16 protein-coding genes are annotated in these 14,440 nt (G+C 39.8%); 4 read left to right on the top strand and 12 right to left on the bottom strand.

Annotated features, from left to right (window positions below):
• Positions 1-47 precede the first annotated feature (47 nt).
• Positions 48-617: a YceI family protein gene (locus ACL8WY_RS02785; protein ID WP_436516826.1), complete on the bottom strand. Its 570-nt coding sequence runs from the start codon at positions 615-617 to the stop codon at positions 48-50.
• Between the two features lie 118 nt (positions 618-735).
• Here ACL8WY_RS02785 and ACL8WY_RS02780 point away from each other — a divergent pair, with 118 nt between their 5' ends.
• Positions 736-1,299 (top strand): DUF3109 family protein, encoded by a 564-nt coding sequence (locus tag ACL8WY_RS02780; protein ID WP_436516825.1) that lies wholly within the window; start codon positions 736-738, stop codon positions 1,297-1,299.
• Positions 1,300-1,443: 144 nt separating this feature from the next.
• On the opposite strand, the gene ACL8WY_RS02775 is transcribed toward ACL8WY_RS02780, so the two are convergent.
• From ACL8WY_RS02775 to pdxA, 10 genes are all read right to left on the bottom strand, one after another.
• On the bottom strand, positions 1,444-2,418 hold the full coding sequence (locus ACL8WY_RS02775; protein ID WP_436516824.1) for a Vps62-related protein: 975 nt from the start codon (positions 2,416-2,418) through the stop codon (positions 1,444-1,446).
• A gap of 353 nt (positions 2,419-2,771) precedes the next feature.
• Positions 2,772-3,929: an acyltransferase family protein gene (locus ACL8WY_RS02770; protein ID WP_436516823.1), complete on the bottom strand. Its 1,158-nt coding sequence runs from the start codon at positions 3,927-3,929 to the stop codon at positions 2,772-2,774.
• Between the two features lie 126 nt (positions 3,930-4,055).
• A complete protein-coding gene (locus tag ACL8WY_RS02765) occupies positions 4,056-5,192 on the bottom strand; it encodes a helix-turn-helix domain-containing protein (RefSeq protein WP_436516821.1) in 1,137 nt (378 codons plus the stop codon).
• A 135-nt stretch (positions 5,193-5,327) separates the two neighbouring features.
• Positions 5,328-6,674 carry an acetyl-CoA carboxylase biotin carboxylase subunit gene (gene accC, locus ACL8WY_RS02760; RefSeq protein WP_436516820.1) on the bottom strand — a complete coding sequence of 449 codons (1,347 nt, stop codon included), beginning with the start codon at positions 6,672-6,674 and terminating at the stop codon, positions 5,328-5,330.
• Positions 6,675-6,686: 12 nt separating this feature from the next.
• Positions 6,687-7,157, bottom strand: coding sequence for an acetyl-CoA carboxylase biotin carboxyl carrier protein (gene accB / locus ACL8WY_RS02755; RefSeq protein ID WP_436516818.1), 471 nt, complete (start codon positions 7,155-7,157; stop codon positions 6,687-6,689).
• Positions 7,158-7,221: 64 nt separating this feature from the next.
• Entirely contained in the window at positions 7,222-7,785 is a 564-nt protein-coding gene (efp, locus tag ACL8WY_RS02750; protein ID WP_436516817.1) for an elongation factor P, read from the bottom strand.
• Positions 7,786-7,806: 21 nt separating this feature from the next.
• Positions 7,807-8,805, bottom strand: a complete 999-nt coding sequence (locus ACL8WY_RS02745; protein ID WP_436516815.1) for a beta-ketoacyl-ACP synthase III — start codon at positions 8,803-8,805, stop codon at positions 7,807-7,809.
• Between the two features lie 11 nt (positions 8,806-8,816).
• Positions 8,817-9,008 carry a 50S ribosomal protein L32 gene (rpmF, locus tag ACL8WY_RS02740; RefSeq protein WP_348284523.1) on the bottom strand — a complete coding sequence of 64 codons (192 nt, stop codon included), beginning with the start codon at positions 9,006-9,008 and terminating at the stop codon, positions 8,817-8,819.
• 24 nt (positions 9,009-9,032) lie between these two features.
• Positions 9,033-9,545 (bottom strand): YceD family protein, encoded by a 513-nt coding sequence (locus ACL8WY_RS02735; protein WP_436516813.1) that lies wholly within the window; start codon positions 9,543-9,545, stop codon positions 9,033-9,035.
• A 77-nt stretch (positions 9,546-9,622) separates the two neighbouring features.
• Entirely contained in the window at positions 9,623-10,657 is a 1,035-nt protein-coding gene (pdxA, locus tag ACL8WY_RS02730) for a 4-hydroxythreonine-4-phosphate dehydrogenase PdxA (protein ID WP_436516811.1), read from the bottom strand.
• A 134-nt stretch (positions 10,658-10,791) separates the two neighbouring features.
• On the opposite strand from pdxA, the gene rsmA reads away from it, so the two are divergent.
• From rsmA to ACL8WY_RS02715, 3 genes are read left to right on the top strand one after another with little or no spacing between them, the layout of a single operon-like run.
• A complete protein-coding gene (gene rsmA / locus ACL8WY_RS02725) occupies positions 10,792-11,550 on the top strand; it encodes a 16S rRNA (adenine(1518)-N(6)/adenine(1519)-N(6))-dimethyltransferase RsmA (RefSeq protein WP_436516809.1) in 759 nt (252 codons plus the stop codon).
• Position 11,551: 1 nt separating this feature from the next.
• The gene (gene mgtE, locus ACL8WY_RS02720) at positions 11,552-12,916 is read left to right on the top strand and encodes a magnesium transporter (RefSeq protein ID WP_436516808.1); all 1,365 of its coding nucleotides are present in this window, start codon (positions 11,552-11,554) and stop codon (positions 12,914-12,916) included.
• Positions 12,916-13,857, top strand: a complete 942-nt coding sequence (locus ACL8WY_RS02715; protein WP_436516807.1) for an NAD(P)-dependent oxidoreductase — start codon at positions 12,916-12,918, stop codon at positions 13,855-13,857. Before mgtE ends, ACL8WY_RS02715 begins: the two co-directional genes overlap by 1 nt.
• Here ACL8WY_RS02715 and ACL8WY_RS02710 read toward each other — a convergent pair.
• Positions 13,849-14,328, bottom strand: coding sequence for a hypothetical protein (locus ACL8WY_RS02710; RefSeq protein ID WP_436516806.1), 480 nt, complete (start codon positions 14,326-14,328; stop codon positions 13,849-13,851). The two genes, ACL8WY_RS02715 and ACL8WY_RS02710, sit on opposite strands and share 9 nt — an antisense overlap.
• Positions 14,329-14,440 lie beyond the last annotated feature (112 nt).

The following is a 14,440-nucleotide window of genomic DNA, read 5'->3' as shown; positions in this document are numbered from 1 at the left end:
AACTCGGATCGGCCCAATCACCTAATCACTACTACTACTATCTTTAATTACTTACTTGCTACTAAACTTATACTTAAGTCGAAATTGTCATAAATTGTTTTGTCTCCAAGATTATCGAAGAAACTTCCTGATCCATATCTGACGTCAAACTTGGATCTGTCTATCGATAAATCGGCCGAAGCAACCATTTTTCCATCTTTTTCCTCAATAGTTGCAGGAAACTGAATTTCTTCAGTTTTTCCTTTAATTGTGATATTTCCTATGATTTTATATTTGCCAGGACCTTGTGGTACAGCCTTAGTAATTACAAACGTAGCTGTTGGAAACTTTTCTACTCCGAAAAAATCATCTGACTTTAGGTGCCCTTCCAGCTTTTCTTTTGATCCGCCTGAAAGATCAGTATCAGTAATTGTTGTCATGTCAATAGTGAAAATACCACCAACAAGCTGACCTTCTACCATTTCTAATCTTCCACCTTGGAGCGAGATCACGCCATTGTGTTGCCCTGTTACTTTCTTACCAACCCACTCTACTGTGCTTTCTTCAGTGCTTACCTTATAGTTTTCTTTCGTCTCTGTACCTAGCAGAGCTGCGAAAATGATAAATGCTTTAATCATGGTTCTTTGTGTTAAGTTTTAAGTTTCCTTTAAATTAAATGTATGTACATATAATGTACAAGCAAATAACGCCTCAAGTCGGAAATTGTTCCATAATTTTGAATAAAATTTTAAAAACATGATTGAGGTAGGAAAAACGTTGGTTTCAGATGATGTGATTGAGGAGGCATTTGTATGTGATCTCACCAAATGCAAAGGGGCTTGCTGTGTGGAAGGTGATCTTGGAGCACCGCTACAGGAGGAAGAGCTGGAAGAAATAGACAAGGCTATTGAGTTGGTGAAACCATATCTTAAGCAAGAAGCTATTGATGTGCTGGAAAAGGAGGGAGGTTATTTGCTAGATGAGGATGGAGATTTATCCACCACCACAATCAATGGGAAAGAATGCGCATTTGCATTCTACGATGAAAGTAAAGTGCTAAAGTGTAGTATTGAGCAAGCGCATAAAGATGGAAAGACTGACTTCAAGAAACCGATCTCTTGTCACTTATACCCGATTAGAGTAGCCAAACTTCCTGAGTTTGAAGCCCTCAATTACGATAGGTGGCAGATATGCTCGCCAGCTTGTGATCTTGGAAAGGAATTGAAAGTGCCGGTTTACAAGTTTCTTAAGGAAGCGTTAATTCGGAAGTATGGTGAGGATTGGTATGAGGAGTTGGAGCGGAATGTGCTATCTATTTAAAAAAATATTTTCCCTCTTGGAGCTCTCTTGAGTGGCTTTAGCTTCAACTTTCTTTTAAGCAAGTGCATAAAAAACCCGTGAAGAATACTCCACGGGTTATAATTTTTTAAAAAATATTACTTCACTTTTGGACGATCATCCGTTTTATTTTTCGTAACTACTAGGATCCCAAACAGGCTTAGTTATAGGCCCTGACGGTCCATCAGAAAGAACGCAAATTTCCTCACCAGCGACTGTACCTTCACATTCCATTTTTTGGTTTCCAAATCTGTAAATAGCACCGCTGTAAGGATCATTTATTGGATCTGATCCTTTATTTTTCCAATTTGTATTCATCCATTTAGGCCATTCGCTTCCATTTAAGCCATTCTTGCCCGTGTAGTCAAATGCAACAATTCTTCCCTCTTCGGAAAGATCCAATACCTCACCCTTTGAAGTAAAATCAATATCATTTTGACCGGCAGTAAAGTACATCCCGTGCGAACCTTGAGCAGAATAAACAATAGGTTGATCTCCCATTTTGTCTATATCTTCCCATGCTTTGGTGGTACCATAATCGTGTGTTGCCAAAAACACTTGATAAGGTTCAAGCACCCAATCTTCATTCCCTTGATCAATCCATCTCAACCTTACAGATGCGTGTTCCCAATCACCCACATGGTTCTGGTATAAATTTCCAGTAGCTTCATTGTATGGGTAGTAATAGAAATAAGTAATCTGGTACTTTGATTCGTCTTTTCCAATCCAAAAAGCATACACTTCGGCCGTGCTTAAATCACCGTGAAAAAAGTCTAGGATATCACTACCACTTTCAAGTGGCTCGGTTGTAGTCAGTGAATAAAAACCACTTTCTTCGTTTAGATACCTCGTGAAGTGTGGAAATGCAAAATCGATCGATGAAGGAAAGTACTTTTCATTTTTATCGATATATGTATACGGCGCATACTTCTGCATTAATTCCAGCTTATAAGCATCCGAAATTTCAGGTTCAGGATCTGGGATAGGCGTTTCATCCACAATAATTTCTTCATCTTCTTCTTGGTTTAAGAGATCGCAACCGGAGGTACAGAAGAAAAGCAAGGCTATTGTCAGTGAATAAATTAATTGGTTTTTTAACATGGTTTTGTTTAAAATTTTAATTGGTAGAATTTTTTACACGGCGGCAAATTATGTCATACAATGCAAGGCTTGAGTATAATTAGATCAACGAACTCTTTACTGGGAGGAATCATAACATATTTTAGACGCAATAATTTGAACATATCCTTTTAATAGATTCTTTCCTTTAAACGAATGGTCAGCCACCATGCAGCCTTTGGGTATATCAAGTTTCTAACCGAGTTCAATACACTACTAGGGAAGACTAGAAAGGATGAAACGAAGGGTATAGCTCGGGTCAAATTTTTGACACTAGCGACAAATATGAAAAAACCCTTATCATAATCCGGTATGTTTTAGAGTACCTCTATTCTTCAAACTCTCCCGATAGGCTTCAAGCCAAAAAGAAATCGAGTTATATTATTGGTTTTCACCACTTTATAAATCACTACTGACATAGGAATAGCCGTAAAAGCAATAAGTATAAACTTGAAAAATAGATTCAATTCAAACTGAACAATATAATATCCAAAGATAATAATGAGGGTTTGATGCATTACGTATATCGGAAGAATGCTGATGTTAGCCGGAATCAGTAACTGATGGTTAAAGTTCATTGTTTTCGCAAATAATCCTACAAAGAACAAAATCCAACTAACCGCGATAACCGCAGATACTAGGCTTATTCCAGCATGAAGCAAAGAGAATGATGGATTCACATAGGCCATAATCATATCTTCTCCAAGCGACACGATGTAGATAAATAGTGTAGAACTAAGGATGCCACAATTCAACAGCAACAACATTTTTTTCTTCAGAATTTGTATGAATTTATGGTCAACCATGAAGATGAACCCATAAAGAAATGGCCATAGGTATATAAAAAAATCTGCCCAGTCAGTATACTCACTGAAAATTGGCTTTAGTATAAGACGGGACATAAATACCGGAAGAGCCAATAGTAAAATGCCGAATCGCATTTCCATCAACCTCTTGAGAAAGGTAAATCCAAATCGGTGGTTCTTAATACGCTTCAGGAGCGGTAGGGTAAAAAGTATCATCACAAAAAGGTAGGGTAGATACCACAGGTGTGTGCCTAAATGCCCAAACCACAAAAGAACGCTAACTCCCATGTCGTTATCCAACTGATACGTGGGGTATTCTGTAATGAACGTAAGAAAGTCTCCTTGAAATCCCCGGAACATAATCCACTCGTAAAAACGCTGTGGCGGAATGATAAGAAGTATTCCAAAAAAAAATGGAACTAAAAGCCGTTTAATCCGATCCTTTAAGAAGGCTTCTTTTCTGGAACGCATTGCCAGATAAGTACCAGCTCCGGAAACTAGAAAAATTAGCGCCATTCGCCAACCATGAGCGAAGAAAGTAAGTAAGTCAAAAATCACACTTTGCTCGTCGTTTTTTACATGCCAAGGCATATGATCAAATGGACGCCATGAATGAAATAGAAATAATAAGCCAAAGGCCAGCACTCTCAGCCAGTCGATGTAATAGTATCGTTTGTTTGCGTTCATTGAATTGCATTTTTAATAGATGAAGCAAACAAATAGGATAGTCGATAACCAATCGACCATCCCTATAGATTTGGACACTTGCCTACGAATTGGGAGATATCCCTATGAATTAGGACCTTGAATGAATCAAGATCTTTGAGAAAGTATAAACTGGGAAGGTGTATAACCTGTGTGTTTTTTGAATATGTTATTGAAGCTACTTTTGGAATTGAATCCGCTCTCTAATGCCAAAGCCAATAAAGTGAGGTGACTATTTGATGGATCGATTATTTTCTCTTTCACTATTCTCACTCGGTATGTATTAATGAAATCGAAAAAATTTTTCTCTAGTTCTCCATTGATTACCTGTGATAGGTGGTTGGTGGTAATACCAAGATGAGCAGCTACCTGAGCGAGCGACAACTTTCCGTCCAGATAAGGTTTTTCTTCTTCCATATACTGGATTAAAGCTTGAAGGTATGCTTTAGATTCTTTATCCGAAAGACTTGACTTGATGTACTGTGATTTACTTTGTTTATCATGCAAGCGAATTGTTGCTATAGCTGGCGAAAAAATCAACTGTTGCTTAATACCATAATAGCCGTTCACAAATACGGTAATCGTCACTACGATATAGATTAGATTATCACCTGTTTGCCAGGAGAAGAACTGATTGAAGTTTGTAAGAACGTTTACTACAACTACCGTGACCCAAATGAGTGTGAGCATTAGAATAACATTACGAACCCATTTAAGATCAATATTCTCTGTATATGAGAATTGACCTCCAATCCGGATGTTGTGTTTTTTCAGAACAATAAGACTAATTATTAGATAAACCGGTCCTTGGAAAATTCTAAAAAGTTCGAACACTGCAAAAGTGGGTTCACGACCATCTTCTATAAGGTTGATACCTTCCCTTACGCTCAGTTCGGATAGGTTTGTCATTTTGAGGCAGATGATGATTGTGAAAACGATATATGGTAAAGCATGCAGTGCATGTAGTAGATGAATGTGTTGATTTCTCTGGGTATAGGCAAGTACATACATAAGTGTGATTGGTCCTATAAGAAGAGAGAGTCCTGTGGTTAGGCTCCAGAATATTGGGTATTGTTCCTCGATGGCCATCACCTCTAGACTATAAGAAAAAAGAAGAATTGCGAGCAAGACAAACCACGCCACCATCACATAGTCTCCTAACGATTTTTTCCGTTTATTGATGGCAAGACCTGAAAAGAAGAGTGCTTGCACAGCACCAATAATGTAGACAATTTCAATTTTCAAGTTTTGAGGGTTAGGTTGATTGGAAGTTGTCGTTAAAGTTAAAAATAGTCTTTAAAAGGTTCAGATCGCTGGGTCTAAAACAAAAAACCCTCACCATATCCGGCAAGGGTTTGCAATATTTCATGATCTTACTGATTACTTCAGCACGCTGAAGTCCCACGTATCTAAGTACTTCGTAGTGAAGTTTCCGGATTTAAACGCTTCATCTTCCATCATTTTTAGGTGAAAAGGGATAGTAGTTTTAATACCTTCAATCACAGTCTCTTCCAGTGCACGCTTCATTTTTATGATCGCCTCTTCTCGCGTCTGAGCACTCACAATTAGCTTACCTATCATGGAATCATAGTAAGGAGGGATGGTATAGCCTGCATACACATGACTATCGATACGTACTCCATGCCCACCAGGGAAGTGAAGGTTTGTGATCTTGCCGGGGCTCGGTCTGAAACCATTAGCAGGATCTTCCGCATTAATTCGTACTTCAATTGAGTGAAGCTGTGGATAGTAGTTCCGTCCGGAGATCGGCTCTCCAGCGGCAACCTTTATCTGCTCTTTGATCAAATCGTAATCAGTTACTTCTTCCGTGATCGGGTGTTCTACCTGAATACGCGTATTCATTTCCATAAAATAGAAATCGCCGTGCTTATCTACTAAGAATTCTACCGTTCCGGCACCTTCATATTTAATGGCTTCAGCTCCCTTAATGGCCGCTGCACCCATTTTTTCTCTAAGCTCTTGCGAAACAATAGGAGAGGGAGTTTCTTCAATTAGTTTCTGATGTCTACGCTGAATAGAGCAATCTCTTTCAGAAAGGTGACACGCCTTACCATTACTGTCACCAACAATCTGAATCTCAACGTGACGTGGCTCCTCCACAAATTTTTCCATGTACATCCCATCGTTCCCGAAAGACGCAGCGGCTTCTTGTCTGGCACTGTCCCAGGCTTTTTTGAATTCGCCTTCTTCTTTGATGAGTCTCATGCCCTTACCACCACCACCTGCGGTAGCTTTGATCATCACTGGATAGCCTATTCCTTTAGCCAACTCAATGCCTTGTTCCACAGACTCCAATAATCCTTCAGAACCTGGGACAACGGGTACGCCAGCTTTTATCATGGTTGCTTTTGCTGTGGCTTTGTCGCCCATCTTGCTGATCATCTCCTCGCTTGCCCCAATGAACTTAATGTTATTTTCAGCACATACTCGAGAAAACTCTGCATTTTCTGACAAGAATCCGTAACCGGGGTGGATTGCATCTGCATTAGTTACTTCTGCCGCAGCAATGATGTTTGGGATCTTTAAGTAGGAATCTTTTCCAGCTGCAGGACCAATACACACAGCTTCATCAGCAAATCGTACAGGAAGACTATCGGCATCAGCTTTCGAATAAACTGCCACTGTTTTGATGCCCATTTCTTTACAAGTACGAATAATACGTAATGCGATCTCGCCTCTATTGGCGATCAAAATCTTGTTAAACATAAGTGTAATGTTTTAAGATGGATCTACTAAGAAAAGTGGCTGATCGTATTCTACTGGCTGAGCATTGTCAACCAATACTTTGACGATCTTACCAGTCACCTCTGATTCAATCTCATTAAAGAGCTTCATAGCTTCAATGATACAAACAGGATCTCCTGTGTTGATTGAGCTACCTACTTCCACAAATGCCGGAGACTCTGGATTTGCGGATCGATAGAACGTCCCAATCATTGGTGATTTTATTTCTATAAGGTTACTGTCAGATGCTGCTGGTGCACCTCCTCCATCTGCTGTTGGAGCAGGAGCAGGAGCTGCAGGTGCCGCTGGAGCCGCGGGTGCAACAGGTGCCGCTGGAGCAGCAATTACGTGTTGCTCGGCACTTCGCTTTATGCTCACCTTAAAATTATCTGTCTCAATATTCACTTCTTCCAATCCTGACTCGGAAAGGAAGTTTATTAATTCTTGAATTTCTTTGGCCTTCATAGGTTAATTGTTGATTAATAAATCTTAAGAACTAAGGTATAAAATTTCTTTGGCGTAAACGCTATTATTTTACGCGCTCTACATACGAGCCATCCGTAGTGTTAACTTTGATGATTTCATCTTGTTCTATGAACATGGGCACTTGAATAGTAGCACCTGTTTCCACTACCGCATTCTTAGTAGCGTTTGTTGCGGTGTTTCCTTTCACGCCCGGATCTGCTTGCGTAACGGTCATGATCACATGTTGAGGAAGTTCACAAGCTAATATTTTTTCTTCCTCTGCATGGAATAAAATGTCTACTTCCTGGCCATCCTTCAAAAACTTAGGCGCATTAATAAGTTCTTCCTGCACGGCAATTTGCTCATACGTACTGGTATCCATGCAATGGTATCCCATGTCGTCTTTGTATAGAAACTGATAGGGTCTTCGTTCTATACGAGCAGTTGTAATTTTATGCCCCGCAGAAAACGTGTTGTCAATCACTTTTCCGGTTGTGATGCTTTTTAGTTTCGTTCTAACAAATGCAGGACCTTTGCCTGGTTTCACATGCTGGAACTCTACCACACTGAATAAATCATGATTGAATTCAATCACAAGTCCGTTTTTGATATCAGAAGTAGTTGCCATGAATTATTAGGATGTTAGTTGTTATTTAGGATCGTATGCCCATTTCACCCAGATAGATCCCCATGTAAATCCACCGCCGAAGGCAGCAAGGATCAGGTTATCTCCTTTTTTTAGTTTGCTCTCGTAATCGAAAAGGCAAAGTGGGATGGTTCCGCTCGTTGTATTTCCATACTCAGCAATATTAAGCATTACTTTTTCGTCGCTCACACCCATTCTGTTGGCTGTGGCATCAATGATTCTTTTGTTGGCTTGATGAGGGACAAGATAGGCTACATCATCTGCTGTCAGATTGTTTCGATCCATCACCTGAGCTGCAACATCGGCCATATTCTTCACTGCAAATTTGAATACGGTGGATCCTTCTTGAAAAGCAAAGTGCTCTCTGTTCTTCACTGTCTCCTCGGTAGCGGGTCTACGACTGCCGCCTGCTTTCATGTGAAGGAAAGGCTCACCTGATCCATCGGATTTGAGAATGGAGTCCATGATACCACAATCATCCTCAGTTGGTTCCAGAAGAACAGCACCAGCTCCATCGCCAAAGATGATACAAGTCGCTCTATCGGTGTAGTCCACAATGGAAGACATCTTATCCGCACCTATTACAAGTACTTTTTTGTATTTGCCAGTCTCTATGAATTGTGATCCTGTTGCTAAAGCGTATAGGAAACCCGAGCAAGCAGCCTGAATATCGTATCCAAAAGCGTTGACTGCTCCGATTTTATTGGAAATGATGTTGGCTGTGGCAGGAAAAACAAGATCTGGTGTTGTAGTCGCACAAATTACCAGATCAATATCTTCTGCATTGGTGTTGGTTTTTTTCAATAGCCCCTCAACAGCTTTTACAGCCATTACTGAAGTGCCCTGATCTTTACCTTTTAAAATATGTCGTTGCTTAATGCCCGTTCGAGAGGTGATCCACTCATCGTTGGTGTCCACCATTTTCTCGAGATCCTTGTTGGTTATTACGTCCTCAGGAACGTACCCATGCACGCCTGTTATTGCTGCTTGAATCTTAGGCATCAGAACTTAGCTTAAGCTAAAACTTCTTTTTCCATCACAACTTTACCTTTATAGTAAAGTTTGCCTTCATGCCAGAAAGCTCTGTGTGGAAGGTGAGCCTCACCTGTTGTAGGACAGATTACAAAATTCTTTGGAGTTGCTTTGTAATGTGTTCTTCTTTTGTCTCTTCTGGTTTTCGAAATTTTTCGTTTTGGATGCGCCATCTTCTTTCTCTATCTAAATTTTTCTTATTTCAACTTTTTTAAGGCCTCCCATCTGGGATCAATGCTTTCTTCTTGTGATTCCTTATCAGCTCCCGAAACATAAATCATTTCGTCACTTTCAGAATCATTCTGGAATTTTGGATGCAATTTTTTCATCGGTACTTCCAGACTAATAGATTCATATAAAAACGATGCAATATTGATTTCCTGTTCTCCTTTTAGAATTACAAATACGTCTTCACTAAGCTCTTTTTCTTCATCACCATATTTGTAAATGATCTCCTTATTTATCGAAATAGGAAAATCGAAAAGCGCCAGGCTTCTATCACATTCTAGCTCAATGGAACCATCAATCTTCAGATTTAGGGTAATCATCGAGTCCGTTTTTGTCAAAATCACAGCACAAGTGCCTTTGCCCTTGCTCACCAGACTGTGTTCAAAATGATTGAAGAAATCGTCGTTAAACGCGAAATTGAAGTCGTGAGTGTTGTTACTCAGTCCAAAAATCTCGATCTTGTACGCTTTCAAATCCTTCATTTCCGTCCACTTCCCGGTAAAGACCCGCAAATTTAGATAGAATCCAAGTACTACAAAAGCTTTATGAATTACTTTTCTTACTCTGTTTCAAACTGATTTTCATTTCGTTGACGGATAATGTCATTTGCCAGGTAGAGTGCATTACGAAATGAGGTCTCATCGGCTTCATTTTTTCCTGCAATAGAGAAGGCAGTACCATGGTCAGGGGAGGTTCTTACGAATGGCAATCCTGCAGTGTAATTGATGCCTTCCTCGAATGCCAATGTTTTAAAAGGAATCAGTCCTTGATCATGATACATGGCGAGTACACCATCATATTGTTTATAAGTACCCATTCCAAAAAAGCCATCTGAAGGAAAGGGACCTGCCACAATGTGATGACCACTTTTTATCTCATCGATTGCTGGAATTATTATTTTTTCTTCTTCGTTACCGAGTAGTCCATTTTCACCTGCATGTGGATTCAATCCTAAAACAGCTATTCGTGGCTTTTTGATACCAAAATCCTTTTGGAGAGACTTGAGCATTTTCTGGAGCTTAGTTACCACCTTCTCTTTGGTCACCTTGCTGCTTACATCTTTCAATGGAATGTGCCCGGTCACTACACCCACACGCAATCCTTCATGGACCAGAAACATGAGGCTTTCTTTTTCGCCAGCCTCTTGGGTTAAGTACTCCGTATGTCCGGGAAATTTGAATTCATCTGATTGCACCAGCTCCTTACTCAATGGAGCTGTGGTAATGGCATCAATTTTTCCATTTTTCAAGTCTGATACTGCATGTTGCAAAGAAAGTATTGCATATTTTCCTCCAGTTTCGTTGGCCTGACCCGGGTTGATTTCAATAGCTTCATCCCAAACATTTAGAACATTCACTTTTTTGTGGACTACTTTATCAATGTCAGAGATTTGTTGGTAATTGAAACTTTCTTTGTTCAGATTCTTTCGGTAAAATGAAATCACCTTGCCGGAGCAGTAAAGCACCGGTGTAAACTGATTAAGTATACGATTGTCTTCCAAGGATTTGATAATTACCTCTGGCCCAATCCCATTTACATCACCTATTGTGATTCCTATGACAGGTTTGTTTTTTTTGTGAGATGATTCACCCATTTGCGAAGTACATTTATAAAATTGAAGTTAACTCGAAAAATTCGAGAGTTGTTTACTGAGATTGAGTAATACTTAATTACACATCTCAAAATCGCATTCTTACTGAAAATACAAGTATAAAAACGGAGGATAAGTTGGCAAACGTAAGACCCAAAAAACATTTAGGTCAGCATTTTTTGAAAGATGAGAACATCGCCCAGAAAATAGTGGAAGCATTGAAGAATGAAGAAAATCTTCCTGTTTTTGAAATTGGACCCGGTACAGGGGTTTTGACCAAATATCTACTTCAGCAAAACGGAATTGATTTTTATGCATTGGACGTGGATGCTGAATCTATCGACTATTTGAAAGCCAACTTCCTAAAGCAGAGTGATAGGTTTCTGTTTCAGGACTACTTAAAGTATGATGTGCCTTTTGATCGGTTTAATGTGATCGGAAATTTTCCTTACAATATTTCATCACAGTTATTTTTTAAATTTTGGGACGATAGAGATAAGGTAGATGAAGTGGTTTGTATGATTCAAAAGGAGGTTGCCGATCGGATATGTGCAAGTCACGGAAACAAGACTTATGGCATATTGAGTGTTTTACTACAAGCTTTTTATGATATAGAGTATCTGTTCAAAGTCCCACCCGGAGTGTTTAATCCACCTCCTAAAGTGCAATCCGCAGTTATCCGGTTGAAAAGGAACAAGGTAAAAGAATTGGCTTGCGATGAAAAGCTCTTCAAAAGAGTCGTAAAGGCTGGTTTTGGGAAACGTCGCAAGACCTTGCGCAACGCATTAAAAGATCTAAATTTGCCTGAATCTATTGCTGCGATGGAGGTGTTGAACCAACGTGCGGAGCAGTTGTCTGTTCAAGAATTTATCTCGCTTACTGAAAAAATCTCCTGAAATGGAACCAGTAATGACTTTTGAGTTATCCGTTGAATTCAAAGACCGATTTCAGCAAGCGCTGGACGAGCAAGATAATTCTTTTATTCAGTCCACTCTTGAAGGTATAAATCCAGCTGATATTTCTGCATTGTTGGATGAGTTTGATGCCGAAGAATGCAAATACGTTTTTGATCTACTGTCACCGGAAATAGGAGCTAGCATTTTAGAGGATCTTGAAGAGGATGTGCGAGAAGACTTTATTAAAGAGTTTTCAGCACCTGACCTTGCCTCGTTTGTGGAGTTAATGGATTCCGATGATGGTACTGACATCCTATATGAGATGGAAGTGGCAGACAGGAATGAAGTCATTCGACAGATTTCTGATGAGGAGAAGGCCTCCAACTTGATGGAACTCCTCGAATATGATGAAGATGTTGCGGGTGGATTGATGGCTAAGGAGCTAATAAAGGCCAACCTGAACTGGAGCATTTCACAGTGCATAGAAGAAATTCGCTTGCAAGCTGAGAACGTAGAGAAGATCTATTCTGTATATGTGATCGATAACAAAGAAAACCTTCTTGGAAAAGTAGGAGTGAAGAATTTGATTCTTGGCAAATCGGGAGCTAAAGTGGCTGATATCTATGACGACCAAATCATCTCTGTGGAAACATCCACCAGTGAGGAAGAAGTGGCAAGTATCATGCAAAAATATGATTTGGAAGCGGTGCCAGTTGTGAATGCAAGAGGAAGACTTGTGGGACGGATTACCATCGATGATGTTATTGATGTGATCAGAGAGAATGCCGAAGAGGAACGCCAGCTCATGACGGGTGTGAGCTCGGATGTCGAGGAAGATGATACGGTATGGAAAATTTCACGTGCACGTTTGCCGTGGTTGATTATTGGAATGGCAGGCGGTTTGGTTGGAGCTCAATTTATGGGATTCTTCAGAGAAGAAATTATAATCGTGCCTGCGCTCGCTTTCTTTATTCCTTTGATCACAGCATCAGGAGGTAACGTAGGCATACAATCATCATCTATCGTCGTGCAAAGCTTAGCAAACCCAAATGTCTTTGCAGATAGTATGTGGAAAAGACTGCTAAAAGTATTCTTCGTCGCAATAGTGAATGGAGCTATTCTTTCTCTCATGGTTTTTGGAGCCGTGATCCTATTTATGAGAGAGCAACCACTTGCCGCAACCGTGGCAATTGCACTTTTTGCAGTTGTATTGTTAGCCTCTTTTATGGGAACTGTGACCCCACTTTTATTGAATCGTTTTGGTGTAAATCCAGCACTCGCTTCAGGGCCTTTTATCACTACGACGAACGATTTACTTGGTTTGGCTGTCTATTTCTCGACGGCACACCTATTGTATAATTTATAATGGCAAGGAAACGCGTACTCATTGCTGATGACATGCACGAGTGTATTCTACCGCTTTTAGCAGAAGCAGGATATGATACGATTTATTCACCTGAAATAAACAGAGAAGGTATTCTCGAAATCATACATGGATTTGATGGCTTGATTATTCGCAGCAAAACCTCTGTCAACAAAGAAATGATCGATCTAGCCACTAATCTAAAATTTGTAGCCAGAGCCGGCGCAGGCATGGATAAAGTGGACCAGAAATATTTGAATGTTAAAGGCATTCAGGCCATCAACGCTCCGGAAGGGAATCGAGATTCATTGGGTGAGCATGCTGTAGGAATGTTACTTTCATTGCTGCATAAAATCCCAATAGGCCATGATGAAATAGTAAAGGGCACATGGGACAGAGAAGGCAATCGCGGGGTTGAGCTCAGAGACAAAGTAGTTGGAATATATGGAGTTGGTAATATGGGGATGTCTTTTGCTGAAAAACTAAGGGGCTTTGCTTGTGAAATCATTGGTTACGATAAGTATAAAGGCGAGTTTCCCGGTGCATTTATCAAAAATGTGGAACTGGAAGAGTTGTTTGATCGAACTGAAATACTAAGTATTCATATCCCGCTTGACGATCAAACTAATAAACTCTTCACCGAAGCATATCTTAAAAAGTTTAAAAAGCTAAAAGTCCTTCTCAATACGGCCAGAGGTGGAGTACTAGATACGCAAGGCCTAATAAATCTTTTAGAGGGAGGTGACTTGTATGGAGCAGGTTTGGATGTTTTGGAAAACGAAAGACTTGCTAGTTATAACGCCGAAGAAAAGAAACTTTTGGAGAAACTAACAGGATTCAATAATGTAATTCTGACACCTCATGTTGGAGGTTGGAGTTATGAATCCTATCGGAGAATAAGTGAAGTGCTTGGAGAAAAAATAGCGGCTTTGAAGTCAGATTAACCAATGCAACGCATCGCTGACATCATCAAATTTTCTCATCTTCAGGTGAGGCATCTCTTCCTTAATAATATCACCTGCAAAATTACTATATACACTACCAATAGCATTTTTTGGGCTGATCGAAGCGAGTTTGATCAATTTTTCATTGACTCTTTCGGCCTTATGCTTCAGCAACTCCTTGATCCAAACTCTAGCTTCAGTTTCAAATACAGCCAATTCAGAATGGTCTAGTATCAACTTCTTGTATCCATGAAACTCGATTGCTTCAAAACCCAGTCTGATCAGCTTTTTGGCAATGTGAATATCAACGTGGCCTTTCCAACTTATTTTGGCTATCCCAAAATTCTTATCAGTAAAAAAAGTACTCCCATTTTTCTCACACACTTCTACGAAATCAACTGAATTGATATCGCTGGCAGGTTCCGCAATTAAAAGATCCACCTCTACGTGCACATTAACTGGCTTCTTCATCACCTTAAAGTTGGGGTTCTGATAGAAATAATTGTCTAAATAGGTAGAATTCATGGTGGTTTTGAAATACTTGACAATGCAAGCTATTCATTCATTTTCAAGTAAAATTTGT

This window comes from Ekhidna algicida, assembly GCF_051379705.1.
In the GTDB taxonomy this organism is placed as follows: Bacteria; Bacteroidota; Bacteroidia; order Cytophagales; family Cyclobacteriaceae; genus Ekhidna.
This window is presented reverse-complemented; position numbering and strand designations above follow the sequence as displayed.

Bases quoted from the DNA above. Each gene is read 5' to 3' on its own strand.
- ACL8WY_RS02785 (WP_436516826.1), bottom strand. From the start codon at position 617: ATGATTAAAGCATTTATCATTTTCGCAGCTCTGCTAGGTACAGAGACG.
- ACL8WY_RS02780 (WP_436516825.1), top strand. From the start codon at position 736: ATGATTGAGGTAGGAAAAACGTTGGTTTCAGATGATGTGATTGAGGAG.
- ACL8WY_RS02775 (WP_436516824.1), bottom strand. From the start codon at position 2,418: ATGTTAAAAAACCAATTAATTTATTCACTGACAATAGCCTTGCTTTTC.
- ACL8WY_RS02770 (WP_436516823.1), bottom strand. From the start codon at position 3,929: ATGAACGCAAACAAACGATACTATTACATCGACTGGCTGAGAGTGCTG.
- accC (WP_436516820.1), bottom strand. From the start codon at position 6,674: ATGTTTAACAAGATTTTGATCGCCAATAGAGGCGAGATCGCATTACGT.
- accB (WP_436516818.1), bottom strand. From the start codon at position 7,157: ATGAAGGCCAAAGAAATTCAAGAATTAATAAACTTCCTTTCCGAGTCA.
- efp (WP_436516817.1), bottom strand. From the start codon at position 7,785: ATGGCAACTACTTCTGATATCAAAAACGGACTTGTGATTGAATTCAAT.
- ACL8WY_RS02745 (WP_436516815.1), bottom strand. From the start codon at position 8,805: ATGCCTAAGATTCAAGCAGCAATAACAGGCGTGCATGGGTACGTTCCT.
- rpmF (WP_348284523.1), bottom strand. From the start codon at position 9,008: ATGGCGCATCCAAAACGAAAAATTTCGAAAACCAGAAGAGACAAAAGA.
- ACL8WY_RS02735 (WP_436516813.1), bottom strand. From the start codon at position 9,545: ATGAAGGATTTGAAAGCGTACAAGATCGAGATTTTTGGACTGAGTAAC.
- pdxA (WP_436516811.1), bottom strand. From the start codon at position 10,657: ATGGGTGAATCATCTCACAAAAAAAACAAACCTGTCATAGGAATCACA.
- mgtE (WP_436516808.1), top strand. From the start codon at position 11,552: ATGGAACCAGTAATGACTTTTGAGTTATCCGTTGAATTCAAAGACCGA.
- ACL8WY_RS02715 (WP_436516807.1), top strand. From the start codon at position 12,916: ATGGCAAGGAAACGCGTACTCATTGCTGATGACATGCACGAGTGTATT.
- ACL8WY_RS02710 (WP_436516806.1), bottom strand. From the start codon at position 14,328: ATGAAGAAGCCAGTTAATGTGCACGTAGAGGTGGATCTTTTAATTGCG.